The organism is Microbacterium sp. ET2, from assembly GCF_030347395.1.
In the GTDB taxonomy this organism is placed as follows: Bacteria; Actinomycetota; Actinomycetes; order Actinomycetales; family Microbacteriaceae; genus Microbacterium; species Microbacterium albipurpureum.
Genome location: NZ_CP128170.1, coordinates 894,888 through 919,582 on the forward strand (window position 1 = coordinate 894,888; position 24,695 = coordinate 919,582).

The window sequence follows — 24,695 nt, forward strand, 5'->3', positions numbered from 1 at the left end:
ATCCGGTGTCGAACAGCAGCTGCTCGCGCTCCATACGCTCCCGGAGGGCGGCGCGAAGCGCGGGGTCCCCGGCCTCGGGCGCGAGGGCGTCGAGTCGGGCGATCACCTCGCCCTGCAGCGCATAGCGCTCCCGGAGCCATGCCGGAGAGAGGTCGGGGAGGTCGGGTCCGTCGCTGCGGCCGATCGCCTGCGCCGCATCGGGCTCGTGCTCGGCGAGGCGGGCGACGTAGTCGTCGGCGATCAGGTGGACCGGGTCGGTGCGGGCGCTCACCGACCCAGCCTACGGACGCGCGGTCCTACGAGGGGATCGTGGCGGCGAGCCGCACCTTCTCCTGTTCGACGTCGAAGGTCGCCGCCGGCCACTGCGGGTCGACGGCCTCGAGCGCCTCCCGGAGGAGGCGCTGCACGGCCAGTCGCGCGTACCACTTGCGGTTCGCCGGGACCACATACCAGGGCGCTGCGGCAGTGGAGGTCCGCTCGAACACCGTCTGGTACGCGGCCATGTAATCCGACCACAGCGCACGTTCGTCGACGTCGCCGGGGTTGTACTTCCAGTGCTTGTCGGGCCGATCGAGCCGCTCCATCAGGCGGGCACCCTGTTCGGCGTAGGAGATGTGCAGCATGACCTTGACGATGCGGGTGCCTCCCGCGACGACGCGGGCCTCGAAGTCGTTGATCGCGTCGTACCGCCGCTCGATCTCAGCCGCGGGAGCGAGGGCGCGCACGCGCCCGATCAGCACATCCTCGTAGTGGGATCGGTCGAACACCCCGATCAACCCCGGCTCGGGAAGACGACGCTCGATACGCCAGAGGAAGTCGTGCGCAAGCTCCTCGGGGGTCGGCTTCTTGAACGCGGTGAGCATGACACCCTGCGGATCGACCGATCCGACGACGTGCCGGATGATCCCGCCCTTGCCTGCGGTATCCATCGCCTGCAGCACGAGGAGCACGGCCTGGTCGGTCGTCTCGCTCCTGCTCGCGGCGTAGAGACGCTCCTGAAGCTCGTCGAGCCGGGAGCTGTCGGCGAGGTCGGCGACACCGTCGGCCTTGGAGCCGTCGTAGGCGGGGGTGGCGTCGGGATCGACGGCGGCGGCTCGAAACCGTCCTCGACGCGGAGAGCGGATGCGGGGTCGCCGATCCAGCCGGTGGAGTCTGCTGTCGTCATCCCGCCATGATGTCCCACCGCGGACGGCCGCGGGAAGAGCGGGGCGGTCAGCGGGCCAGCGGCACCTCGATGACCAGGCGCGTCGCGCTCCCGGCGGTGAGCGCCTGATCGAGCTCCGACCGCGTTGCGGCCCGGCGGTACTCCCACCCGTAGGCGCTCGCGATCGCCTCGAGCCGCACCTCGTGGGGGGTGTACAGCACGCGGTCCATCGCCTCGGGCCCGGCGACTCCTGCGACCTCGAGCCCGTCGAAGATCGTGCCGCCGCCGTCGTTGCCGACGATCACCTGCATCCGCGGACCTGGTTCGGCCGGCGGAACGAGCAGCGCACCGACGTCGTGGAGCATCGCGAGATCGCCGAGCAGCACGCGCGTCACACCGGCGGCGGCGCCGCCCACGGCGTCCTGGCTCGCCAGGGCGATCCCCGTCGCCGTCGCGATCGTGCCGTCGATGCCGGCGAGCCCCCGGTTGGCGTGCACCCGCACCTTCTTGCCGCCGAGGACGGTGTCGGCGACCCGCACCAGCCGCGACGAGCCGAACACCAGGCGGTCGTGGGGCCAGGTCGCACGCCACACCGCGTCGACGAGCGCCGCCCGGTCGACCGGTGCGCGCAGTACTGCGAGCTCGGCCGCGATCGCGGGCAGCCGCTCGTCGGGCACGGCCGACGACAGCGCATCGGGATCGGGCGCGGGAGGGCTCAGATCGATGGATGCTTCTTGCGAGGCGCGCATCCAGGCACCGAACCATTCGCGGTCGGTCGCACCGGGAGCGACGGAGACGGCGTCGACGTGCGCAGTCGAGCCGTTGAGGTTCAGCGCCTCGCCCGGGCCGCGGAGGGCGAGCACCGTCACGTCGTCGCGCGAGAGGAGGGCAGCCACCTCGCGGCTGAGCGTGGGGTGGCCGAACACGACGGCGCGTTCGATACGGCCGCCGAGTCTGGGGTCGGCGAGGAGCGTCCGGTACCCGTGCACGAGGTGCCGGCCGAAGCGGGCTCCGCTGACGATCTCGGCGATGAGCGGCCATCCGCCCTCATGTGCCAGCGCCTCCGCCCCGGCACCGGCGTCTGCCCCCGCGATGACGACGGTGCGCGGACCGCGTTCGAGAACGGCGTCGAGGCCGGTGTCGACGCCTGGCTCATTCGCTCCCTCCGACCCGCCTATTCCGCCGCCGCCCTGGTAGAGCGCACCGGAGGGCTCGGGCGGAGCGGCGTCGGACGGCTCTGCGCCGACAGGCGCGGCGAGCCACCGCGGCAGGGCACCGGCGAGCGGGTCGCGGTAGGGCAGATTCAGGTGCACGGGCCCCGCGGGCCGGCCCGTCTCGCCGCGAGCGGCGGCGAGCGCATCGCCGGCGGTCTGACGCAGCATCGACGTCTGGTCGCTCCCGCCCGACTCGTCGACCTCGTTCGGGACGGGAAGGTCGGCCTCCCACCGCGTGAATCCGGCGTACAGACCCGGTTGGCGCGTGGCCTGGTTCGCACCGACACCGCGCAGCTCAGGCGGGCGGTCGGCCGTGAGGAGGATGAGCGGCACCCCGGTGTGATGGGCCTCGAGCACCGCCGGGAGGTAGTTCGCCGTCGCGGTTCCCGAGGTGCAGACGAGGGCTGCCGGCGTCCCCGTCTCGCGTCCGATCCCGAGGGCCAGGAATCCCGCGACGCGTTCGTCGATGCGCACGTGCAGTCGAACGGCGTCCCGCCGCTCGAGCTCGGCGGCAACCAGCGCGAGTGCCTGCGAGCGCGACCCGGGACTGAGCACGAGGTGTCGGACACCGCCGGCCACGAGCGCGCCGATCAGGGCGGCGGCGGCATCGGTCGAGGGAGCCTGCGTCCCGGGGGTGTCGCCGGTCACCTCAGCTCAGCGGTCCGCGGGTGCCGAGCGGGTCATCGTCGTCGGCCGGACGGTCGCCGGCCCGGGCGGAGCGGTCGCGACCGCTCGGCGGCGGTTCGATCGCGCTGCCGGGCGCCGCGCCGCGCTCGGGCGGCAGGAAGCGGGGGTCATCGGCTTCGGCATCGAGCTGGGCGAGTTCTTCTTCGAGGCGGCGGATGCGCTCGTCCTGATCGCTGATCGAGCCGATGCGCCCCAGGAACTCGGGGTCGTCGTCGGGCGCGCGCCGCGCGGCGATCGTCTTCTTGCGCAGGCGCCCCACCACGAACCACAGCACACCGCCGAGGACGGGGAGAAGGATGACGATGAGGATCCAGATCGGCTTGCTCACACCGCGATGGCGATTCGGCGGCTGCAGGGCGCAGTCGACGATGCTGTAGACCCAGAACACCGTGGCCAGCAACGCCGCGATGAGGAGCACCCTCGTCATGGGTCCATCCTAGGCGCGCTGGGCTGGGCGCGGCCTGGGGGTCGTGGGAGGGGAGCAGAAGGAGCCGACGTAAACTGGAGAGGTGAAAGCCCGCTCCGCCCTGGTCTACTCCGTGCTGCGGCTTCTGGCGTTCCTGGTGCCGTTCGGCATCCTGATGCTCTTCCCGATCTTCCAGCAGCTCTACTGGCTCGCGGCGATCTTCGCCGCCCTCATCGGTCTGAGCCTGTCGCTGCTGTTCCTGCGCCGCCCGCTGAACGAGGTCACCTCATCGCTCGGCGCCGGCCGCCGCGAACACGCGGTGCGCGTCGACAGCGCGGCCGCTGACGCGGACGCGGATGCGGAGGACGCCGCCGCTGACGCCATGGGTGCGGACGCCGCGGGCGAGCGCGCGGCCGGTCAGCCGACGAACGCCCAGAACAAGAACACCCCGTAGGTCAGCGAGGCCAGCGAGCTCAGCGCCAGCGCGACGACGAGTTCCCTGGGGAGCCGGTAGGTCCACACGATGAGCACCGCCGGAAGCGCGGCGAGCAGACCGAACAGGGTCAGCCACGCGATGGGGTAGAACAGCGCGATCCATCCGGAGATGACGAACGGAGCGAGGACCAGCACGGTGAAGAGCACCTGCGACCCGCGACGCCCGATCAGTACCGACAGGGTGCGCTTGCCGGCCGCGCGGTCCTGATCGATGTCGCGGAGGTTGTTCGCCAGCAGCACGGCGCACGCGAACGATCCCGCGCCCACCGCGCCGAACCAGGCCTCCTGCGGCAGCGCGAGCGCCTGGACCCACGTCGTGCCGAGGGTCGCGACGAGGCCGAAGAAGACGAAGACGACGATCTCCCCCAGCCCGTAGTAGCCGTAGGGTCGCTTGCCGCCGGTGTAGAACCAGGCAGCGACGATGCACACAGCGCCCACGAGCAGCAGCCACCACTGCTGGGTGCGGATGACGATCGCAAGGCCCGCCACCGCGGCGAGGCCGAAGAACACCAGCGCCACGATGAGCACCGTACGCGGCTTCGCCTTCCGCGCACCCGTCAGGCGCGCGGGGCCGACGCGGAAGTCGTCGGTGCCCCGGATGCCGTCGCTGTAGTCGTTGGCGTAGTTGACCCCGATCTGAAGGCACACCGCCACCGCGAGGCAGCACAGCGCCACCACCCAGCGAAGCGAGTCGAGCACGAGCATCGAAGCACCCGTGCCGATGAGCACCGGGGTGACCGCGAGCGGCAGGGTGCGCAGGCGCGCGGCGCCGATCCAGTCGCGCGCGGTCGCTTTCTGCGGCGCGCGGGTCGGGGCCACCGGAACACGCTGCGGGTTCCCGCCGGGGCGGGGACGGGATGCCGGACGCTTGCGCTTCTTGCTGGAGGTTCGTGCCACGAGGTCACATCCTAGGGCTGTGCGCTAGCGGTGCCCGGCCACGAGCCGCCGGATCGCCTCGCGATCGGGTTTCCCCGAGGGCAGGACGGCCACCTCGTCGACGAGGATCAGACGGGAGGGGCGGGCGTGGACGCCGATCTCGGTGGCCACGGCCGCCCGGGCCTCGGTGAGCTGGGTGCCTTCGCTGCGGCGGAGCGCCTCGCCGCGGGCGGCGACGATCACCGAGGCCTCGCCCCAGCGGTCATCCGCCACCCCCACCACGACGGCGGAGTGGAGGCCCGGCACCGACCGCACCACGCGCTCGACCCGGTCGAGAGAGACGTTGATGCCGCCCGAGACGATGACGTTGTCCAGGCGCCCGCGCACCCGCAGCACACCGTCTTCGATCAGGCCGGCGTCGCCGGTGCGGTACCAGCGGGTGCCGTCGCGGGCGGTCACGAATGCCGCGTCGGTGCGGGCAGGGTCGCCGAGATACCCCTCGGCGAGGGTCGGCCCCGACAGCTGCACCTCTCCCCCTTCGATCCGCAGCCCCACCCCGTCGAGCGGGAGGCCGTCGTAGACGCAGCCGCCGCTCGTCTCGGTCGCACCGTAGGTGCGGACGATCCGCACCCCCGCGCCTTCGGCGCGCTCGAGCACCGCTGCCGGGAGGGCCTGGCCGCCGATGAGGATCGCCTCGAAGGAGCGGACGGCGGTGCGCACGGCGGTGTCGTGCTCGGCGGCGTCGAGGAGCCGGATCAACTGCGCGGGAACGAGAGAGGTGAAGGTCGGCACGCGGCGTCCGTTCTCACTCGAGACGAGCATGAGCGCCGCCGACGCGAACGCCTGCGGCTGGAACGGACCCGACAGCAGGCCCGGCTGCCGGTCGGCGACGAGTGACCGGACGAGCACCTGGAGCCCCGCGACGTAGCTGGCGGGGAGCGCGAGGAGCCACGCCCCGTCGCCGAGCCGAGCGGCGGTGGCGAGCGCACTGGCGGTGAGCGCCGATCTGCTGAGGACGACGCGCTTGGGGATCCCGGTCGACCCCGACGTCGTCACCACCACGGCGGTCCCGGCGGGGACCTCTTCGGCACCCCCTCCCGAGTCCGATCCGGTCATGCCGAGGCCGAGCGCGGGGCCGGCCCCGAGGACGGCGGCGCGCAGCGCCGGGAGGATGTCGCGGGGATCGTCGCCGTCGACAGGGCGGAGCTTCACGGCGGACCTGTCAGTAGTGCCAGGGGTAGGGCGACCAGTCGGGGTCGCGCTTCTGCAGGAATGCGTCGCGGCCCTCGACCGCCTCGTCGGTGCCGTAGGCCAGGCGCGTCGCCTCGCCGGCGAACAGCTGCTGGCCGGCGATGCCGTCGTCCACGGCGTTGAAGGCGAACTTCAGCATGCGGATCGCCGTCGGTGACTTCGTGAGGATGACCCGGGCCATCGTCAGCGCCTCCCGCTCGAGGTCGGCATGGTCGACCACACGGTTGACCGCCCCCATCTCGTAGGCCCGCTGGGCGGAGTACTCCTCGGCGAGGAAGAACACCTCGCGGGCGAACTTCTGCCCGATCTGACGCGCGAAGAACGCCGAACCGTACCCGGCGTCGAACGACCCCACGTCGGCGTCGGTCTGCTTGAAGCGGCCGTGCTCGCGGCTGGCGATGGTGAGATCGCACACCACGTGCAGCGAGTGCCCCCCGCCCGCGGCCCACCCCGGCACCACCGCGATGACGACCTTCGGCATGAACCGGATGAGACGCTGCACCTCGAGGATGTGGAGGCGGCCGAGCGCCGCGCGCGCATCACCGGACGCGTCGCCCGGGTCATCCGCGCCGTCGTACTGGTAGCCGGTGCGTCCGCGGATGCGCTGGTCGCCGCCCGAGCAGAACGCCCAGCCGCCGTCCTTGGGGCTCGGGCCGTTGCCGGTGAGGAGGACCACCCCGATGCGCGGGTCCTGGCGGGCGATGTCGAGGGCGTCGTACAGCTCGTCGACCGTGCGGGGGCGGAAGGCGTTGCGCACCTCGGGGCGGTCGAACGCGATGCGCGCGACCCGACCGTCGGCGGAGACGTGGGCGGTGATGTCGGTGTAGCGCTCCGCGCCGGGAGCTCCGACCCACTCCGACGGGTCGAAGAGGTCGGAGACCGCTTCGGGGCTCACACCGCGCTCCCGGTGCCGTTCTTGGCGTCGCGCCAGCGCAGCCACCCGGCGATCGCGTCGTAGTCCGCCTCGGAGGGCGCCCACCCGAGCGTGAACAGCCGGACGCCGGCGTCGAAGAGCCCATCGGCGTCGGACTGGTCGCGGCGCTGCAGATCGTTCGAGACGACGAGGCCCGAGACATCCGTCCCCTCCTTCTGCGCCCAGGTGTCGATGACGCCGAGCTTGTGGCCGAGCTCCTCGGGGGTGACGAAGCTGTGCCAGATGTCCGCGTACCGGGCGACCAGGCGCAGCGTCTTCTGCTCGCCCTTGCCGCCGATCATGATCGGGATGTCGCGGGTGGGCGCGGGGTTGAGCTTGCTCCACCGGGCGACCACGCGCTCGAGGCCCTCGGCCAGATCGTTCAGCCGCGACCCGGCAGTGCCGAACTCGTAGCCGTACTCGGCGTAGTCGCGCTCGAACCAGCCCGAGCCCGTGCCGAAGATGAACCGGCCGCCGCTGATGTGGTCGAGGGTGCGGGCCATATCGGCCTGCAGGTCGGCGCTGCGATAGCTGTTGCAGTTCACCAGCGACCCGAACTCGACCCGCTCGGTCTGCTCCGCCCAGGCGCCGAGCATGGTCCATGACTCGAAGTGCAGGCCGTCCGGGTCGCCGAAGAGGGGGAAGAAGTGGTCCCAGTTGAACAGGATGTCCACGCCCATCTCCTCCAGGCGCAGGACGGCATCGCGGATCTGCGGGTAGGTCGCGTGCTGGGGCTGGATCTGCACGCCGAGGCGCACGGGGGTATCGGGGAGCATGTCGCCAGCCTAGAACGCGAGGCGTAGGGCGGTCAGCGTCCGAGCATCGCCCCGCCCCGGCCCTGGCGCGCCTTGAGGAAGGCATCGACGGTGTCCCACGCGGCGATGGCGACGATTCCGAACCCGAAAACGACCCCCAGGATGCCCGCGACGTCGTCGCCGCCGTCGCCGATGATCGTGGGGAAGAATTCGGCGTTCAGCAGCCGTCCCTGTGTGAGGAGCCACACCGACACGGCGACGAACACCGCGTTCAGGACGAGGTTCGCCACGGCGAGCGCCGGCGTCCATCGCCCCACCAGGTAGACGACGATCGTGAGGACGGCCTCGGCCACGGCGAGGATGACGAGGCCGGCGAACCCCGTCGGCCAGAGACCGGGGTCGAGGAACGACAGGCCGCGTTCGGTGGGGACGAACCCGATCGAGAGGTCCCACAACACCAGTCCGACACCCAGGACGAGGAAGACGAGGTTGCCCACCATGTCGCCGAATCCTGCGCCGCGCGGGCGCGGCTCGGGGAGCCTGTCGAGCGACCATTCGCCGAGACCCATGTCGGCGCGGCGCTGCACCGTGCGCTCCACGATCGCGAAGACCAGCACGGTCCAGAAACCGAGGTTGACCGTCACCTGGATCAGCGTCACGACGACAGAGCCGATCAGCTCCCCGAAGCTGGCCCCGCTCAGCGTCTGCGCCAGTGCGACGCCGAAGGCGGCGCACGGCAGGACGATCGCGAGGAGCAGCTTCAGCAGCCGCCACCAGTCGAGGAAGTAGCGGGGGCCGATCAGCTGCAGCGGTCGATCGGTGTACTGGGCGGCCAGTACCTCGGGGTCGCCGAGCGCGGTCAGCACCGCCCGCTCAGCCGCAGCGGGGTCGTCGCCGCCGGCGACGCGGGCGTCGATCTGATCGTCGATGGACCCGCGGAGTTCGGCGGCGAGATCGGGGCGCTGCGCCTCGGGTACCGTGCGCATTGCCGCGTCGATGTAGCGGTCGGTCAGGGTCGTGGTGGTCATGGCGTGTCCTCAGGAGGCGGATGAAGCGGGAAGGTCGGCGATCGCGCGGGCGATCGCGTCGAAGTCCGCGCCGAGGGCGACGGCGAGCCGTGCTCCCTCGGCGCTTGTGCGGTAGAACTTGCGCGGACGGGCCTCGTCGGTGTTCCACTCGCTGGAGAGGTGCCCCTGCTTCTCGAGGCGGCGCAGCAGGGGGTAGAGGGTGTTGGCATCGACGTCGAAGCCGCGCGACTGCAACTCCTCGAGCAGGCCGTAGCCGTACCCGGGGTCCTGCAGCAGCCGCAGGCACGCCAGCACGACGGTCCCGCGACGAAGCTCCTGCAGGTGGGTGTCGAGGGCTTCGGTCTCACTCATGACTCACACTGTACTGTGTGTCACACACTATAGTCAATGACACGATGATGGATGCCGCGGCACCGGCCACAATGGGCGGATGACCCTCCCTCCGCTCGACGAAGTCCTGGACCGACTGCACGTCGTGTCCCTGCCGCTGGTCACACGCTTCCGCGGCGTCGACACACGCGAGCTGGCGCTGATCGAGGGCCCGGAGGGGTGGACGGAGTTCTCTCCCTTCATGGAGTACGACGATCGCGAGTCGAGCACCTGGCTGGCCGCCGCCCTGGAGTACGGCTGGTCCACAACCCCTCCGGCCCGGCGCGACCTCATTCCGGTGAATGCGACAGTGCCGGCCGTGCCCGCGGCATCCGTCCCCGAGGTCCTCGCGCGATTCGCCGGCTGCCGCACCGCGAAGGTGAAGGTCGCCGACCCGGGCCAGCGGCTCGACGATGACGTCGCCCGCGTGGCGGCCGTGCGCGAGGCGATGGGACCGGAGGGACGCATCCGCATCGACGCCAACGGCGCCTGGAACATCGACGAGGCTGAGCATGCCGTCCGGGCCATGGAGCATTACGACCTCGAATACGTCGAGCAGCCCTGCGCGAGCATCGACGAACTCGCCGAGCTCCGGCGCCGCATCTCGCGTCTGGATATCCCCGTGGCCGCCGACGAGAGCGTGCGCAAGGCCGACGACCCGCTCGCCGTCGCCCGCGCCGAGGCCGCGGACCTCCTGGTCATCAAGGCCCAGCCGCTCGGCGGGGTGTCACGGGCGATGCGCATCGTCGCCGAGGCGGGCCTCCCGGTCGTCGTCTCCAGTGCGCTGGACTCAGCGGTCGGGCTGTCGATGGGGGCCGCACTCGCTGCCGCCCTCCCCGACCTCCCCTACGACTGCGGGCTGGGCACCGGGGCGCTCTTCACCGAGGATGTCGCGGACTACGCGACCCAGAACGGAGCGCTGCGCGTCGTCCGCCCGATTCCCGACCCCGCCGTTGTGGAGCGGCGCGCCGTCGACGCCGAGCGCCGGCAGTGGTGGGTGGACCGCATCGTGCGCTGCCATGCCCTCCCGTCGCTCGGCTGACGCGGCCGCCTACGGGGTCATTCCGTCGTCGGCGAGAACGAGGTGCGCGATCTGGGCGACCTCGGCGCGGCAGCGCTTCTCGCGCTCGTCGTCGTCGAGACCGGCCATCACCGCACGGACGAGCGTGGACTCCCACGACGAGATGAACAGTCGCGCCGCATCGACGGCCGGTACGCGGAAGCGCACCCCGGTGGAGCGTCCGATGTCGTCGATGATGCGGGCGACGCTCGCGTGCATCTCGTCCTGCTGACGCAGGTACCCCTCGGCGAAGCGGGGGTTGCGGAGCGCGTGCATGCGGATCTCGCTCATGAGGAGCACACCCAGCCGGTCTTCGGCCGGCCCGTCGAGGACCCGCTGCACCACCGCCTGGATCGCATCGGTCGTCACCTCGAGGTGGCCGTCGCCCTCGAGTTCGGCGACGCGCACCGCGACGGCTCCGACCCGGGCCTCCCAGACTCTGGCCGCGAGCTCCAGGAAGAGCTCCTCCTTGCTGTCGAAGTTGGAGTAGAACGCGCCGCGGGTGAACCCGGCGCGCTCGCAGACCGCCTCGACCGACGCAGCATCGAGGCCCGACTCGGCGAAGACCTCGGCTGCGGCGTCGAGCAGGCGTTGGCGCGTGGCGTCTCGACGGCGTGCGGGGGTGGCGCTCGTCATCCGTCCTCCTTCGACTTTCACGGGAACTCCTCAGACTGGCGCCCGGGGCGCGCTTTACGATACACCTGTGTATTGGATACAGCGCTGTATCGATATTTGATCCCCGTTTCCAGGAGGCGCCGTGTCCACACTGCTGTACGCACTCGGACGTTGGTCGTTCCGTCGGCCGTGGAAGGTGCTGGTCACCTGGCTGCTCCTGCTCGTCCTCGCCGGAGGTGGCGCCGCCCTGTTCTCCCAGGGCACCGACAACTCCTTCTCGATCCCCGGCACCGAGGCGCAGGAAGGTCTCGAGGAGCTGAACCGGACCTTCCCGCAGGTGAGCGGCACGAGCGCGCAGCTGGTCGTGGTCGCCGCCGACGGCGACCAGATCGACGACGAGGCGTATCGCAGCGTCATCGACGACGCGGTGGGGGAATTCTCCGATCTCGACGACGTCATCGCCGTCACCGACCCCTACGACGACACCATCAGCGGCCTCATCTCCGACGACGGCACCGCCGCCATCATCCGGATGCAGTTCGAAGGACAGGCGACCGAGATCTCGGACGAGACCGTCTCGTCGGCCGAGGCCATCGCCGACGAGCTGACCGGGGCGCTTCCTCCAGGATCGCAGGCGGCGCTCGGCGGGGATCTGTTCTCCACCGCGGTGCCGACGCTGACCATCATCGAAGCGATCGGCGTGCTCATCGCCCTGTTCGTGCTCATGATCACCTTCCGCTCGATCGCCGTTGCCTGGTTCCCGCTCATCAGCGCGATCATCGGCGTCGGCCTCGCCGTCGCTCTGATCTTCGTGGCCACCGTGTTCTCGACCATCTCGTCGACCACGCCGCTCCTGGCGGTGATGCTCGGGCTCGCGGTCGGCATCGACTACTCCCTGTTCATCGTCGCGCGACATCAAGACCAGGTGCGCGCCGGCATGGAACCCGAGGAGTCCGCCGCGCGCGCCACCGGCACCGCGGGCTCCGCGGTCGTCTTCGCCGGGGTGACGGTGCTGATCGCCCTCATCGGACTGTCCTTCGCCGGCATCCCGTTCCTCACCACGATGGGCATCGCCGCCGCCGTGGCCGTCGCCATCGCCGTCGTGGTGGCCCTCACCCTCACGCCCGCGCTCCTCGGCTTCGCCAAGGGGCGCGTCGTCGGATGGAAGCGTCGACGGGCGCCGAAAGCGCAGAAGACCGGCGGCGCGAAGCAGCCCAACGGCTGGGTGATGTTCGTCACGCGGCGCCCACTCCTCACCACCGTCGCGATCGTCGCCGCGCTCGGCGCCGCCGCGATCCCGGCGGCGAGCCTCACCCTCGCCCTCCCCAACGCCGGCATGCAGAGCGAGGAGAGCGAGGCGCGCCAGGCCTATGACCTCGTCGCCGAGAACTTCGGCCCCGGGGCCAACGGTCCGCTCATCATGACCGGCACGATCGTCACCTCGACCGATCCGGTCGGGCTCATGGACGACCTCGCCGCCGAGATCGAGCAGGTGCCGGGCGTGGAGGAGGTGGCCCTTGCCACCCCCAACGAGACGGCCGACACCGGCATCATCCAGATCGTCCCCGAGACCGCGCCCGATGACCCGGCCACCGCCGACCTCGTCCGAGAGCTCCGGGCGCAGCACGACCGCCTCCTCGACGAGTACGGCGTCGACCTGAAGGTCACCGGGTTCACCGCGGTCGCGATCGACATCTCCGATCGACTGGGCGAGGCACTACTCCCCTTCGGCATCTTCGTGGTCGGGCTCTCGCTCATCCTCCTGATGATCGTCTTCCGCTCGATCTGGGTGCCGCTGAAGGCCGCCGCCGGGTACCTCCTGTCGGTCGCCGCCGCGTTCGGGGCGGTCGCCGCCGTCTTCGAGTGGGGCTGGTTCGCCGATCTCCTGCACGTCTCGCGCACCGGGCCGGTCATCAGCTTCATGCCCATCATCCTCATGGGCGTGCTGTTCGGCCTCGCCATGGACTACGAGGTCTTCCTCGTCTCGCGCATGCGCGAGGACTTCGTCCACGCCCGCCGGCGCCTGGGTCGCAACCCCTCGCGCGATGAGCTGCGGGCCATCGCGGTCGGCGCCGTGCGCTCGGGTTTCACCGCCTCGGCACGGGTCGTCACCGCGGCGGCGGTGATCATGTTCGCCGTGTTCGCCGCCTTCGTCCCCGAGGGGGACACATCGATCAAACCCATCGCACTCGGGCTGGCGGTCGGGATCGCCGTCGACGCCTTCCTCGTGCGCATGACGCTCGTACCTGCGGTGATGACCCTGCTGGGCGAGAAGGCCTGGTGGTTCCCGAAGGCGCTCGACCGGATGCTGCCGCACTTCGACATCGAAGGTGAGGCCGTCGAGCGCGAGATCGCGCTCGAGGACTGGCCCGAGCGTGACACCACCGCCGCGGTCGTGGCGGATGGGGTCGGCGTCGGCGACGGCGGAGAGGGTGAGGGGGACGGACGCGACGTGGTGTTCACCGGCGCGTCGTTCCGGCTGGAGCCCGGGTCGACGCTCGTCGTCACCTCCGATGACGCACGCGCCGCACGCGGGCTGCTCCTGACCATCGCGGCGCGACTGGCACCCACCGAGGGACGCATCAAGGTCGAGGGGCACCTCCTCCCCGAGCGGGCCGCGTGGGTACGCCCGAGGGTGGGAGTGGCGCTGCTCCACAACAACGATGACCCCGCCGCCGAGCTCCGCGAGGCGTTCGACGGCGGCAGCCGGGTCGTTGTCGTCGACGCGCTGGACTCGATCGAGACCCAGTCGCTCGCTGCCCGCGACGAGGCGCTCGCGGTTCTGCGGCAGAGCGGCGAGGTCACCCTCATCGTGTCCGCGAACGACGCGACCTTCGCTGAGCGCGCCCTCACCGAGGCTGGTCGCGCCGCGATCGCGGTGCTGTCCGTGAGCGGCCCGCCCGCGGCATCTGCTCTCTCCCGCTCGTCCCGTTCTTCGCGCTCCGACGACGCAGCGTCTTCGACCTCCCCTTTCGATGAGGTGTTCTCATGACTCTTCCCCTCGAACGCGCGCGCAGCCCGAAGCCGGTGACGTGGCTGACGATTCTCGGTGTGCTGCTGCTGCCGGTGATCGTCGGCGGCATCCTCGTCGCGGCGCTCTACAACCCCACCGAGCGGCTCGACCAGCTGAACGCCGCGATCGTGAACGACGACGAACCCGTCGAGATCAACGGGCAGACCGTGCCGCTCGGCCGTCAGCTGAGCGCCGGGCTCGTCGAGGGGTCGGACGACCTCGAGAGCAACCTCACCTGGACGATCTCGAACGAGGACGACGCGGCCGAGGGTCTCGCCGACGGGACCTACGCCGCGGTCGTGACGATCCCGTCGAACTTCTCCGCTGCCGCGACCTCGACCCAGCCGGGCGAGACGCCCGAGCAGGCGACGATCGAAGTGACGACCCCGCCCGACAGCCGCGTGGTCGACGATGCGATCACCGCGCAGGTGACGACGACCGCTGCGTCGCTCGTGGGGCAGCAGCTGTCGGAGACGTATCTCGAGAACGTGTTCCTGGGCTTCACGACACTGGGCGAGCAGCTCGGTGAGGCGGCCGACGGGGCCGATCAGCTCGCCGACGGCGCAGGTCAGCTCGCTGACGGCGCGTCGCAGGCAGCCGACGGGGCGGCGGCACTGCCGGGCGGCATCTCCGAGCTCGGATCGGGGGCATCCCAGCTCGCCACCGGCGCGACGGGCCTGTCGCAGGGCGCCTCGCGGCCCAGAGCGGGCTGGTGCAGATCGGCGGCGGCATCGGCGGGGCAGCCGACGGAGCGCGGCAGATCTCGGGGGGTCTGCGGGGCGGCGCCGACCAGCTGGAGCGGGACGGGCTGGTGCCGGCGCAGGTGTCGGGCTTCGCGCAGGCCGCCGCCGACGACACCGCGTCGACCGCTCAGCAGATCGGCGGCGTCGCGCTCAGCCTCGGGGAGGTCGCGCCGCAGGCCGGTGGGCTCGCGGAGACGCTGGGCGGGCTGGCTGCGTCGTGCGCCACCTCGGGAGCGTCCGCAGAGTTCTGTGCAGAGCTGGGCGGCGCCGCGGTGACCGCCGGCGAGGTCGCCACGGGCGTGGGCGGTGCGGCGCAGGCCGCCGGCGGCGCGGCCGAGACGGCGGTGGACGCGGCGACCAACGCCGGCGCGACGAATGTCGCGCTCGGACAGTTCAACACCGCCGCGACCGCGCAGTTCGTCGGGCAGTTCCGCCAGACCGCGGACGGGATCGACTCGCTCGCGTCCGGGCTCGACCAGCTCCAGGCCGGCACGAACCAGTCGGCGGCGGGTGCCGGAGAGCTCGCCTCGGGGGCGACCCAGATCGGCTCGGGCGCCGGGGCGCTGGCCGGCGGCGCCGGCCAGGCCGCCGAGGGCGCCCAGTCGCTCGCCGACGGCGTGCAGGGACTCAGCGACGGCGCGGCCGAGGTCGCCGACGGTACGACGAGCCTCGCCGACGGGCTGGCGACGGCGACGGAGGAGATCCCGACCTACACCGACGCCGAGGCGACCGACCTCGCCACGGTCGTGGCCGACCCCGTCGCCGCGCAGGGTGTGGGCGACAACCTCTTCGGCGCCTCGGCGATCCCGCTGCTGTCCACCTTGGCGCTGTGGTTCGGCGGACTCGGCACGTTCGTGGCGCTGCAGGCGGTGTCGCGACGGGCACTGACGTCGCGGGCGCCCTCGGCTGTGCTGGCGCTCCGCGGATTCCTGCCGGCGGCCGTCATCGGCGCGGTGCAGGGCGTACTCATCGCCGGGATCGTGCAGCTCGCGGCGGCCTACACCTGGAGCGAATGGACGGTTTATGCCGCCGTGTGCGTCGTCGCGGGTGTCGCCTTCGCGGCGGTGAACCAGGCGCTGGTCGCCGTCTTCGGCGGCGTGGGGCGGTGGATCTCGGCGCTCGTGGGCGTGCTCGTCGTTGCGACCGGGGTCGTCTCGACCGTGCCGGGCGCGCTGGCCTCGATCGCGTCGCTGCTGCCGACCGCTCCGGCGTACCAGGGGATGCTCGCCGCCCTGACTTCGGCTGACGGCCTCGGTGCGGGTCTCGGCGGTCTCGCGGTCTGGACGATTCTCGCGCTCATCGCCTCGGTGCTCGCGGTGGCCCGTCGGCGCACGGTGTCGGCCCGGTCGCTGAGGGCCGCCCCCGCGCCCGCCTGAACCCCCGCGCCCGCCTGAACCCCGCGCGGCCCGGCCTCTCGCGTGACCCTGGCCCCTCGCGCGACCCGGCCGCTCGCACGACCCTGGCCCGCATCCCTTACGCCGACCCGTCAAGAAACGCGGCCCCGACGCATCCGGAGCCGCGTTTTCTGACGGGTCGTGCGTGGCGGGCGCACCCGCGCGCACGCGGACCCGCCGCTCGACCTCCCCACACCGCGAGTGGCCGAGAAACGCCGCCCCGCGCCATCCGGAGCCGCGTTTTCTGACGGGTCGTGCGTGGCGGGCGCACCCGCGCGCACGCGGGCCCGCCGCCCGATCTCCCCATACCGCGAGTGGCCGAGAAACGCCGCCCCGCGCCATCCGGAGCCGCGTTTTCTGACGGGTCGCGAATGCGGGGTTGAGCGATCGCGCGGCTCGCGCTCAGCTCAGGCCGCTGTAGGCGTGCAATCCCTTGAAGAACATGTTCACGATCGTGAAGTTGAACAGCACCGCGGCGAAGCCGATGATCGACAGCCACGCCGACCGCGAGCCGCGCCAGCCGCGCGTCGCTCGCGCGTGGATGTACCCGGCGTAGAGGACCCAGATGACGAAGGTCCAGACTTCCTTGGTGTCGAAGCCCCAGTACCGGCCCCAGGCGTCGTTGGCCCAGATCGCGCCCGCGATGAGCGTGAACGTCCAGAACATGAAGCCGATGATCGTGAAGCGGTAGGCGAGCGACTCCAGCGCCTCCGATCGCGGCAGGGTGCGCAGGAACCCGGGGCCCTTGGCCCTGGTCTCGCGACGCGACTGCATCAGCTGCAGCACCGACAGCCCGAACGCCAGCGCGAACAGGGCCGTCGCCAGCGATGCGACGAAGACGTGGATGACCAGCCACACGCTCTTGAGCGGGTCCATCAGCGGCACGATCTCGACGTAGAACGCCAGCGTCGCGCCGCCAAGGAGCAGCACGGTGAGCCCGGTGATGAGCGAGCCGAGGAAGCGCAGGTCGGAGCGCACGAGCGCGGCGAGGTACACCACGATGATGAGGAGGGTGCCCGTCAGGGCGAACTCGTACATGTTCGACCACGGCACCCGCTCGGCGGCGATGCCGCGGGTCACGGTCGCACCCAGGTGGAACAGGAAGCCGAGCACGGTCAGCACGGTGCCCAGCCGCGCCCACACCAGGCGGGGCTTCTTCCCCGCGGCATCCTGCGTCCACGACACCGAATCGGACGCGGATGCCACGGGCCCGGCACCCCGCGCCGACGTCGTCGGTCCGCCTGCGGCGGCCCCGACGAGCTCCCGCGCCTCGGTGCGGACGGCGCCGCTCGCGGCATCCTTCTCCTCGATCGCCGACGCCGAACGGCGGGCGAGATCGATCGCATAGGCGACGAAGGCGAGGGCGTAGATCGCGATGGCGGTCCAGACCAGCAGAACCGAGACCGAATCGAGCGTCAGGGCGGCGTCGGGCATGGATCTCAGTCTACGCGCGGGGCTGAGAGCTGAACCGGGGGTTCGTTCGCCGTCGTGAGATCCCCCACGGCAGCACGGCGCGGTCCTCCGGAGGATGCCACGAACCACCGCGATCGCGACGAGTCACCCTCCGACGCGCGGCGGCTCGTCGCGAATCGGGTGGCTCGACGAAGAGACGGGGAGGAGCGGGCGGCCCGGCGGGGCGCGCGCGGGCGGGGGCGGGCAGGGCGGGCGCGCGAGCGCGGATGCGAGCGGAGCGCGGATGCCGCCGACTACACCCGCTCGCGGAGCACGCCGGCCACCGCGTCGCCGTGACGCTGCGCGAACTGGTCGACGTCACCGGCCAGGCCCGGGTCCTCGCCGCGGGCGAGCCCCGCGTACTCGAGCCGGACGGCTCCCTCGCCGTTTCCGCCACCGGGCACCGGCGTGGCCCGCACCCACATGCGGCGACGCGGGATGAACAGACCCGCGAGCAACCCCACCATCGCGAGAACCGAGAAGGCCAGCACCCACGGCGCTCCCACATCACGGTGCACCGACAGCGACACGTAGCGCTTGACGGACTCGTCGTACCCCTGCGCGCCCTCGGTCGCCTCGTCTTCGAAGGTGATCGTCCCGCGTCCGCCGGGGAGGTCGGCGGTGTCGCCGGGGGCGAGCTGGATCGAGGCCACGCCGGTGTCGCCGCCGGTCAGCCGGTCCATGTCGCCGGTGTCGAGCGCGTATACCGACCGAGGAATGCCGCCGTCGATCCCCAGGTCGCCCTCGTAGACGTCGAGCGAGACCACGGGGTTGATGAGGGCCGGGTAGGCCGAGGTGAAGGCCCCGGTCTCCAGGGGCGCCTCGGTCGGGTAGAAGAACCCCACGAGCCCGAGCTGCTCCGACAGTCCGTCGGGGATCTTCACCACTCCGAGCGAGGTCATGTTCGTGTCCTGCGGCAGGAACGGCACCGCCTCGGAGAACACGACTTCGCCCGCGGGATCGCGGACCGTGATCGTCGGGGCGTATCCGTTGCCCATGAGGTAGATCCGGTCTCCGGCGAGCTCGAGCGGCGCGTTGACGCGCACCACCCCTTCCTGCGGCTCGTCACCGGCGAGCTGCGTGGTGAGGTTCGCGGCGAAATCGCCCGCCTGCCCCGCCCCGTTGGAGCCGACCGGCTGGTAGGTCACCTCGAAGTCCTCGAGCGTCATCGAGTAAGGCACGAGCTGCTCTTCGTCGACGAACCGGCCGGGGTTGAACGAGGAGTAGTCGAGCAACGAGTTGACCCAGGTGCGCCCCTCGATGATCACGCTCTGCCCGGTGTAAGTGAAGCCGCCGCCGATCCCGACCGCGAGCAGCACGCCGACGAGCGCGCCGTGGAACAGCAGGTTGCCGGTCTCGCGCAGGTATCCGCGCTCGGCCGACACCGACAGCCCGTCGTCGTATCGCTCGACGCGGTAGCCGGCGCGACGCAGCTGATCGTGGGCGAGGTCGATCGCGAGGCGTGCGTCATCCGCCGCATCCTCCGACGGCACCGGCACGACCCGTTCGCGGTGGTCTTCCAGCCTCGCCAACCGCGCGGGCGTCCGGGGCGGACGTGCGCGCAGCGCCTTCCAGTGATGCTTGGTGCGCGGGATCACGCAGCCGATCAGCGAGACGAACAGCAGGATGTAGATCGCCGAGAACCACGGCGAGATGTAGACGTCGAACAGGCTCAGGTTGTCGAGCACCGGCGCCAGGTCGGGGTTGTCGGTGAACCACTGCGTGACACCGTTCGGGTCGGCGCTGCGCTGCGGGAAGATCGAGCCCGGCACCGCGGCGATCGCGAGGAGGAGCAGAAGCACGAGCGCCGTGCGCATCGACGTCAGCTGTCGCCACGCCCAGCGCAGCCAGCCGACGAGTCCGAGCGCGGGCTGGTCGGGTGCGGATGGTCCGGAGTCGGCGTGGTCCGATGGCCGCAGCGGATCCGCGGCGACACCGGCACCGGCGTCAGAGCGGGAGCGGGACACTGAGAAACACCCCCTGCAGCTGCGCCATGAGGGCGGTCCAGACGCCGGTCACCATGAGCAGGCCGAGGATCACCAGCAGGGCACCGCCGACGAGGTTGACGGTGCGGATGTGGCGGCGAAGGAACGCCACCGACCGGGTCGCCCAGCCGAAGCCGAGGGCGAGCAGGATGAACGGGATCCCGAGGCCGAGCGAATATGCCAGTCCGAGCATGCCCGCCCGCACCGGGTCGCCGAAGTTCCACGACATCGCGAGGATGGCGCTGAGCGTCGGGCCGATGCACGGCGCCCAGCCGATGCCGAGCGCCAGACCGAGAAGGGGCGCGCCGACGAGGCCCAGGCTGCTGCGAATCTGCGGTCGCGCAATTCTCTGTGCGAAACCGAAGACCCCGATGAACACCAGGCCCAGAAGGATGACCACGACGCCGAGCACGCGCGTGATGAGGTCGGTGTATTCGACGAAGAAGCGCCCGAGTGTGCCGCCGAAGATGTTGATCGCCATGAACACCACGGTGAAGCCGGCGATGAAGAGGAGGGTGCCGAGCACGAGACGCCCGCGGGCGGGCCGCGCGCCCGTGGCATCCCCTTCACCGACGGCGTCGCTCGCGTCCACGCGCGGAGAATCGGTCGAGACGAGGACGTCCGGGGCGGAATCGTCCGCGTGCGGGCCGATCGTCCGCGCGCCGGCCGGCGCGGCAGCGCGCAGCGGCCCCGAACGCGGCGCGACCGCACCGCCGATGAACCCGAGATACCCGGGCACGAGCGGCAGCACGCACGGCGAGAGGAACGACACCAGCCCCGCCGCCACTGCGATCGGCAGGGCGAGCCAGAGCGCGCCGTCGGCGATCAGCGCGGCGATGTTCACGACGACCCCGCAGCCGACTCCGCCAGCTCGCCCACGATGGTGTCGAGCACCGAGGCGTCTTCGAGCTGGCCGATGATCCGCGCGGCCACGCGCCCGTCGCGGTCGAGCACGAGCGTCGTCGGCGTGGCGTTCAGCGGCGTCCGCTCGGCGAAGGCGAGCTTGATCGAGCCGTCCTCGACGGCGAGCGCACTGGGGTAGGTGACCCCGTACGTGTCGGCGAAGGCCAGCGACGCCTGCGCCGAGTCGTAGGTGTTCACCCCGAGGAACGACACCCCCGCGTCGGCGTACTCCTGGTTGACCTCCTCCAGGAACGGCGCCTCCACCCGGCACGGTGCGCATGCGGCATACCAGAAGTTCACCACCAGCACCTCGCCGGCGTAGTCGGCCTCGGTCACCGTCGATCCGTCGTCGAGGACGCCGGAGAAGGCCACCGGCTCGCCGCGGTCGGCCTCGGGGATCTCCACGACCCGGAAGTCGCCGGCGATGAAGCCGGTGTTCGCGCCCTCGCGATACTGCTCGGCGAGGGGGTCGCTGGTGCAGGCGGCGAGGCCGCCCACGAGCACGAGGGCGAGGAGAGCGGATGCCGCGGCCCGGCCGCGACGCACGAGGGAGGTCATACCGCCCCCTCGTCGCGTGCACCCGCGAGACTCGCCGGCTCGACGTAGCCGACCTCGGTCCACTTGTTCTCGACCATCTCGAAGCTCGTCACACTCGACAGCGCGCAGCGCCGCTCTCGGGGGTCGTGCCGCGAGGGCAGACCCGCCGCGGCGAGGTGGGTGACCCAGATCGGCAGCTGATGCGAGACGATGACCACGTCGCCGCCGTCCACCGCCTCCCACGCCTCGGTCATCGCCGCGTTCATCCGCGCGATCACCTCGTTGTAGGGCTCCCCCCAGCTGGGCAGGGCGGGGCGGCGCAGATGCCGCCAGTTCCACGGGTTCAGCAGGGCCCGGAACATCCGCTTCCCCTCGAACACGTTCGTGGGCTCGATCACGCGCTCGTCGACGATGGGCTCGAGTCCGAACGCTTCGGTGAAGGGCTCCGCCGACTCGCGGGTGCGCTGCAACGGTGAGCACACCAGGCGGCTGACCCCGCGTCCGGTCTCGCGGACGTATTCGGCTGCCTCTCGCGTCATCCGTCGCCCCTCGGCGCTCAATCCGTAGCCGGGAAGACGGCCGTAGAGCACGCGGCGGGGGTTGTCGACCTCCCCGTGACGCACGAGATGGAGGCGGTCTGCGGGCACCTGCCCAGTCTAAAGGCGCGGCTTCTGGGGAGAATCCGAACCATGCTCGGCGTCGAGAGATCGACGCGCCAGCGCATTCTCGACGAGCAGGAGCACGAACACCGCCGCAGCTCCGAGCAGCGCCAAGACCATGGGTCCCGCCACCGGGTCGTAGGGAGCGGCGAGCGAACCCACACCGTGCGTCTCGCCGGGCGCGAGTTCCTGCCACGGCCAGAGCGCCCGAAGGGATCCGAGCATCAGCCCCGACATCGCCAGAAGCGTCAACCGACGGTGGCGCTCGAGCAGGCGGCGCATGGCCTGCACGATGGTGACGAGACCGAGGAGCGCCCCGGCGGCGAACACACCGAGATAAGCGAGGTCGCGCTCATCCACCGCGAGGAGTGTCGGCGAGTACAGCCCGATCGCCAGCAGGAAGAACGAGCCCGAGACGCCCGGGACGACGAGAGCGCAGACGGCGATCGCGGCGGCGAAGAAGACGATGACGAGCGACGGGTCGACGGCGACCGCGCCGCCCGCCAGGCCCACCAGCGCGAAAGCGAGGATCGCGGCGGCGAAGAAGACCGCGACTCCGGTCAGTCGCGCGGAGGGGGAACGACGAAGGCGAGGGATCTGCTGCAACGGAACGACGATGCTCGCCGCGACGAGACCGAAGAACAGTCCACGGGACAGTTCGGGGTTGGCCGACACCATCGCCTCGACGATGCCCGCCAGGGTGAGCACCATCGCCACCATGCCGAGGAGGACCGGAAGGATCAGCGCGCCATCGACCTGCCGAAGCTCCCGGGCGGCGTTGCGTCGCCGGTCGGGGCCCGAGACCAGGATGCGAGCGGCGGAGACGACGTGCGAGGCCGAAGTGATCAGCCGCTCGTACACACCGGTGATCAGTGCCACAGTGCCGCCGGAGATCCCGGGGATGAGCTCGGCGAGGCCGATGAGAGCGCCTCGGACGACGTTCAGCAGGAAAGAGGGGATCGCCAGGAGCGCCTTCGCGGGTGTGGCGGGTGGCGGCGTCGTGGCGGGCGTCGTCATGTCAGCGAGGATACGGGGTTCACCCCCGGGCCCGTTGTCCCTCCCGCAGTGACCGGACCCGGACGACGATGAACCACGCCACCGCGACCACGACGGCGGCGATCACGATGTACTGCAGGATCTCGGCGTACTGCTCGACGACTGGCCAGGCCTCACCGAGGAAGAAGCCCGACAGCACGAAGATCGTGTTCCAGATGAGACTCCCGGCGGAAGTGAGGAGACCGAACTTCCACAGCGGCATCCGTGTGATGCCGGCGGGGATGGAGATGAAGCTCCGGAAGATCGGCACCATCCGCCCGAAGAACACCGCCTTGCCGCCGTGACGGTGGAACCACGCCACCGTCTTGTCGATGTCTTCCCCCTTCGTCAGCGGGAGGCGTTCGGCGATGCGGCGTAGACGATCGGCACCCAGCCATGCCCCGAGCCCGTAGAGCACGAACGCGCCGACGATCGAGCCGAGCGTGGTCCAGATGAGGGCTTCGGCGAGGGTGAACGACCCACGACTTGCGGTCAGGCCCGCCAGCGGCAGGATGACCTCACTGGGCAGAGGTGGGAACAGGTTCTCCAGCGCGATCCCGATGCCGGCCCCGACCGGGCCGATCACCTCCATCAGCGAGACGGTCCAGTCGATGAGCGCACCCAGCCATGAACCGTCGCTTCCCGAAGCCATCCCCCCAGGCTAAGCGGCGCAGGTTACCGACACCTGTGCGCCAGCCACCAGGATTGTTTCGGGGTATCCCCCGCCTCCCCTGCCCAGGAGGCCCCGGCGCCGCGGACTAGACTCGACCCTCGTGAGTGAACGCGTGCTGGTGGAAGAACTGCAGGGTCGCGCCGACGGGCCGGTCACCGTCTCGGGCTGGGTCGAGACGGTCCGAGACCAGAAGAAGGTGCAGTTCGTCATCCTGCGCGACGAGACCGGGGCGGTGCAGCTGGTCAATCCCGCCACGCGGCCGACGGAGGAGCCGTCGGACCAGGATGCTGCGGCGCTGGCTCTGACGGAGACCATCTCGGGCCTTGCCACCGGCACCTTCCTGACCGTGCGGGGTGAGCTCAAGCACGATGAGCGGGTGAAGCTCGGCGGCGTCGAGGTCAAGATCGGCTCGCTCCAGATCGCAGCCGAAGCGCTCCCCGAGACCCCGATCGCCGCCGACAGCGGCATGGACAAGCGCATGGACTGGCGCTTCCTCGACCTCCGCCAGCGCCGGAACAACCTCATCTTCCGCGTGCAGACCACCCTCGAGCACGCGATGCGGTCGTACTGGGTCGAGCGCGACTACATCGAGATCCACTCCCCCAAGCTCATGGCGAGCCCGTCGGAGTCGCGCGCCGAGCTCTTCCAGCTCGAGTACTTCGGCGACCAGACCGCGTACCTCGCCCAGAGCCCGCAGCACTTCAAGCAGATGGCCCAGGCCGCCGGATTCGGCAAGGTCTTCGAGATCGCCGACGCGTTCCGCGCCGACCCGTCGTTCACGAGCCGTCACGCCACCGAGTTCACCTCGATCGACGCCGAGATCAGCTGGATCGACTCGCACGAAGACGTCGCCGCGATGCAGGAGGAGCTCCTGGCGACCGCGATCGCCGCGGTCAAGGACAAGCACGGCGACGAGATCCGCGAACTGTTCGGCATCGAGGTCGACGTGCCTGCGGTGCCCTTCCCCCGCATCCCGCTCGCCCAGGCGCGCGAGATCGTCGCCGCCCGCGGCTACGAGATCCCCCGGGCGGACGGTGACCTCGACCCGGAGGGCGAGCGCCAGCTGTCGGCGCACGTCAAGGAGTCTTTCGGCCACGACTTCGTGTTCGTCACCGACTATCACGCCGAGATCCGGCCGTTCTACCACATGCGCGACGAGGCGACCGGGCTCACCAAGAGCTACGACCTGCTCTACCGCGGCACCGAGATCACCACGGGCGCACAGCGCGAGCACCGCGTCGAGGTGCTCGAGAAGCAGGCGGTGGAGAAGGGCCTCGAGCTCGATGGCCTGGAGCACTACCTCGACTTCTTCCGCTACGGCGTACCTCCGCACGGCGGCTTCGGCATGGGCCTTGCGCGCGTGCTGATGCTGCTGCTCGGCGAGTCGTCGATCCGCGAGGTGACGTTCCTGTTCCGCGGGCCGACCCGCCTGGCGCCGTAGGACGGGTTTCGGGAAAAATCCGGGACGCTTCCCCTTGCGGTTCCTCC

At 71.0% G+C, this 24,695-nt stretch carries 21 protein-coding genes and 1 pseudogene; 5 read left to right on the forward strand and 17 right to left on the reverse strand.

The window, feature by feature from the left end:
• Positions 1-296: 296 nt before the first annotated feature.
• From QSU92_RS04380 to QSU92_RS04390, 3 genes and pseudogenes are all read right to left on the reverse strand, one after another.
• Positions 297-1,165: pseudogene (locus tag QSU92_RS04380) on the reverse strand (polyphosphate kinase 2 family protein).
• Positions 1,166-1,212: 47 nt separating this feature from the next.
• Complete coding sequence (menD, locus tag QSU92_RS04385) at positions 1,213-3,006, reverse strand: 2-succinyl-5-enolpyruvyl-6-hydroxy-3-cyclohexene-1-carboxylic-acid synthase (RefSeq protein ID WP_289264967.1); 1,794 nt, start codon at positions 3,004-3,006, stop codon at positions 1,213-1,215.
• 1 nt (position 3,007) lies between these two features.
• Positions 3,008-3,472: a PLD nuclease N-terminal domain-containing protein gene (locus tag QSU92_RS04390; RefSeq protein ID WP_289264968.1), complete on the reverse strand. Its 465-nt coding sequence runs from the start codon at positions 3,470-3,472 to the stop codon at positions 3,008-3,010.
• A gap of 82 nt (positions 3,473-3,554) precedes the next feature.
• Here QSU92_RS04390 and QSU92_RS04395 point away from each other — a divergent pair, with 82 nt between their 5' ends.
• Complete coding sequence (locus QSU92_RS04395) at positions 3,555-3,905, forward strand: DUF4229 domain-containing protein (RefSeq protein WP_289264969.1); 351 nt, start codon at positions 3,555-3,557, stop codon at positions 3,903-3,905.
• Here QSU92_RS04395 and QSU92_RS04400 read toward each other — a convergent pair.
• Genes QSU92_RS04400 through QSU92_RS04425 form a run of 6 tightly spaced genes read right to left on the reverse strand, consistent with a single transcriptional unit; the run spans position 3,869 to position 9,120 of the window.
• Positions 3,869-4,843, reverse strand: coding sequence for a 1,4-dihydroxy-2-naphthoate polyprenyltransferase (locus QSU92_RS04400; protein ID WP_289264970.1), 975 nt, complete (start codon positions 4,841-4,843; stop codon positions 3,869-3,871). The two genes, QSU92_RS04395 and QSU92_RS04400, sit on opposite strands and share 37 nt — an antisense overlap.
• Positions 4,844-4,867: 24 nt before the next feature.
• Positions 4,868-6,034, reverse strand: coding sequence for an AMP-binding protein (locus QSU92_RS04405; RefSeq protein ID WP_289264971.1), 1,167 nt, complete (start codon positions 6,032-6,034; stop codon positions 4,868-4,870).
• A 10-nt stretch (positions 6,035-6,044) separates the two neighbouring features.
• A complete protein-coding gene (locus QSU92_RS04410; protein ID WP_289264972.1) occupies positions 6,045-6,968 on the reverse strand; it encodes a 1,4-dihydroxy-2-naphthoyl-CoA synthase in 924 nt (307 codons plus the stop codon).
• Positions 6,965-7,762 (reverse strand): LLM class F420-dependent oxidoreductase, encoded by a 798-nt coding sequence (locus QSU92_RS04415; protein ID WP_289264973.1) that lies wholly within the window; start codon positions 7,760-7,762, stop codon positions 6,965-6,967. Before QSU92_RS04415 ends, QSU92_RS04410 begins: the two co-directional genes overlap by 4 nt.
• A gap of 32 nt (positions 7,763-7,794) precedes the next feature.
• On the reverse strand, positions 7,795-8,769 hold the full coding sequence (locus QSU92_RS04420) for a permease prefix domain 1-containing protein (RefSeq protein WP_289264974.1): 975 nt from the start codon (positions 8,767-8,769) through the stop codon (positions 7,795-7,797).
• 9 nt (positions 8,770-8,778) lie between these two features.
• Entirely contained in the window at positions 8,779-9,120 is a 342-nt protein-coding gene (locus QSU92_RS04425) for a PadR family transcriptional regulator (RefSeq protein WP_289264975.1), read from the reverse strand.
• A gap of 79 nt (positions 9,121-9,199) precedes the next feature.
• On the opposite strand from QSU92_RS04425, the gene QSU92_RS04430 reads away from it, so the two are divergent.
• The gene (locus QSU92_RS04430) at positions 9,200-10,180 is read left to right on the forward strand and encodes an o-succinylbenzoate synthase (RefSeq protein WP_289264976.1); all 981 of its coding nucleotides are present in this window, start codon (positions 9,200-9,202) and stop codon (positions 10,178-10,180) included.
• A gap of 9 nt (positions 10,181-10,189) precedes the next feature.
• Here QSU92_RS04430 and QSU92_RS04435 read toward each other — a convergent pair whose 3' ends face one another.
• On the reverse strand, positions 10,190-10,834 hold the full coding sequence (locus tag QSU92_RS04435) for a TetR/AcrR family transcriptional regulator (RefSeq protein ID WP_289264977.1): 645 nt from the start codon (positions 10,832-10,834) through the stop codon (positions 10,190-10,192).
• A 121-nt stretch (positions 10,835-10,955) separates the two neighbouring features.
• Between QSU92_RS04435 and QSU92_RS04440 the strand changes: the two genes are divergently transcribed.
• On the forward strand, positions 10,956-13,805 hold the full coding sequence (locus QSU92_RS04440; RefSeq protein WP_289264978.1) for an efflux RND transporter permease subunit: 2,850 nt from the start codon (positions 10,956-10,958) through the stop codon (positions 13,803-13,805).
• The gene (locus QSU92_RS04445; RefSeq protein WP_289264979.1) at positions 13,802-14,845 is read left to right on the forward strand and encodes a YhgE/Pip domain-containing protein; all 1,044 of its coding nucleotides are present in this window, start codon (positions 13,802-13,804) and stop codon (positions 14,843-14,845) included. The genes QSU92_RS04440 and QSU92_RS04445 overlap by 4 nt, the downstream gene beginning before the upstream one ends.
• 1,520 nt (positions 14,846-16,365) lie before the next feature.
• Here QSU92_RS04445 and ccsB read toward each other — a convergent pair.
• The 7 genes from ccsB to QSU92_RS04480 form a co-directional block, all read right to left on the reverse strand.
• Positions 16,366-17,397 carry a c-type cytochrome biogenesis protein CcsB gene (gene ccsB, locus QSU92_RS04450; protein WP_289264980.1) on the reverse strand — a complete coding sequence of 344 codons (1,032 nt, stop codon included), beginning with the start codon at positions 17,395-17,397 and terminating at the stop codon, positions 16,366-16,368.
• Between the two features lie 272 nt (positions 17,398-17,669).
• A complete protein-coding gene (gene resB, locus QSU92_RS04455; protein WP_289264981.1) occupies positions 17,670-19,382 on the reverse strand; it encodes a cytochrome c biogenesis protein ResB in 1,713 nt (570 codons plus the stop codon).
• Entirely contained in the window at positions 19,363-20,244 is an 882-nt protein-coding gene (locus QSU92_RS04460; RefSeq protein WP_289264982.1) for a cytochrome c biogenesis CcdA family protein, read from the reverse strand. The genes resB and QSU92_RS04460 overlap by 20 nt, the downstream gene beginning before the upstream one ends.
• Positions 20,241-20,861 (reverse strand): TlpA family protein disulfide reductase, encoded by a 621-nt coding sequence (locus tag QSU92_RS04465; RefSeq protein WP_289264983.1) that lies wholly within the window; start codon positions 20,859-20,861, stop codon positions 20,241-20,243. Before QSU92_RS04465 ends, QSU92_RS04460 begins: the two co-directional genes overlap by 4 nt.
• On the reverse strand, positions 20,858-21,487 hold the full coding sequence (locus QSU92_RS04470) for a histidine phosphatase family protein (RefSeq protein ID WP_289264984.1): 630 nt from the start codon (positions 21,485-21,487) through the stop codon (positions 20,858-20,860). The genes QSU92_RS04465 and QSU92_RS04470 overlap by 4 nt, the downstream gene beginning before the upstream one ends.
• Before the next feature lie 9 nt (positions 21,488-21,496).
• On the reverse strand, positions 21,497-22,516 hold the full coding sequence (locus QSU92_RS04475) for a DUF368 domain-containing protein (protein WP_289264985.1): 1,020 nt from the start codon (positions 22,514-22,516) through the stop codon (positions 21,497-21,499).
• Positions 22,517-22,535: 19 nt separating this feature from the next.
• Positions 22,536-23,186 (reverse strand): DedA family protein, encoded by a 651-nt coding sequence (locus QSU92_RS04480; protein ID WP_289264986.1) that lies wholly within the window; start codon positions 23,184-23,186, stop codon positions 22,536-22,538.
• A 121-nt stretch (positions 23,187-23,307) separates the two neighbouring features.
• Here QSU92_RS04480 and aspS point away from each other — a divergent pair, with 121 nt between their 5' ends.
• Positions 23,308-24,648: an aspartate--tRNA(Asn) ligase gene (aspS, locus tag QSU92_RS04485; protein WP_289264987.1), complete on the forward strand. Its 1,341-nt coding sequence runs from the start codon at positions 23,308-23,310 to the stop codon at positions 24,646-24,648.
• Positions 24,649-24,695 lie beyond the last annotated feature (47 nt).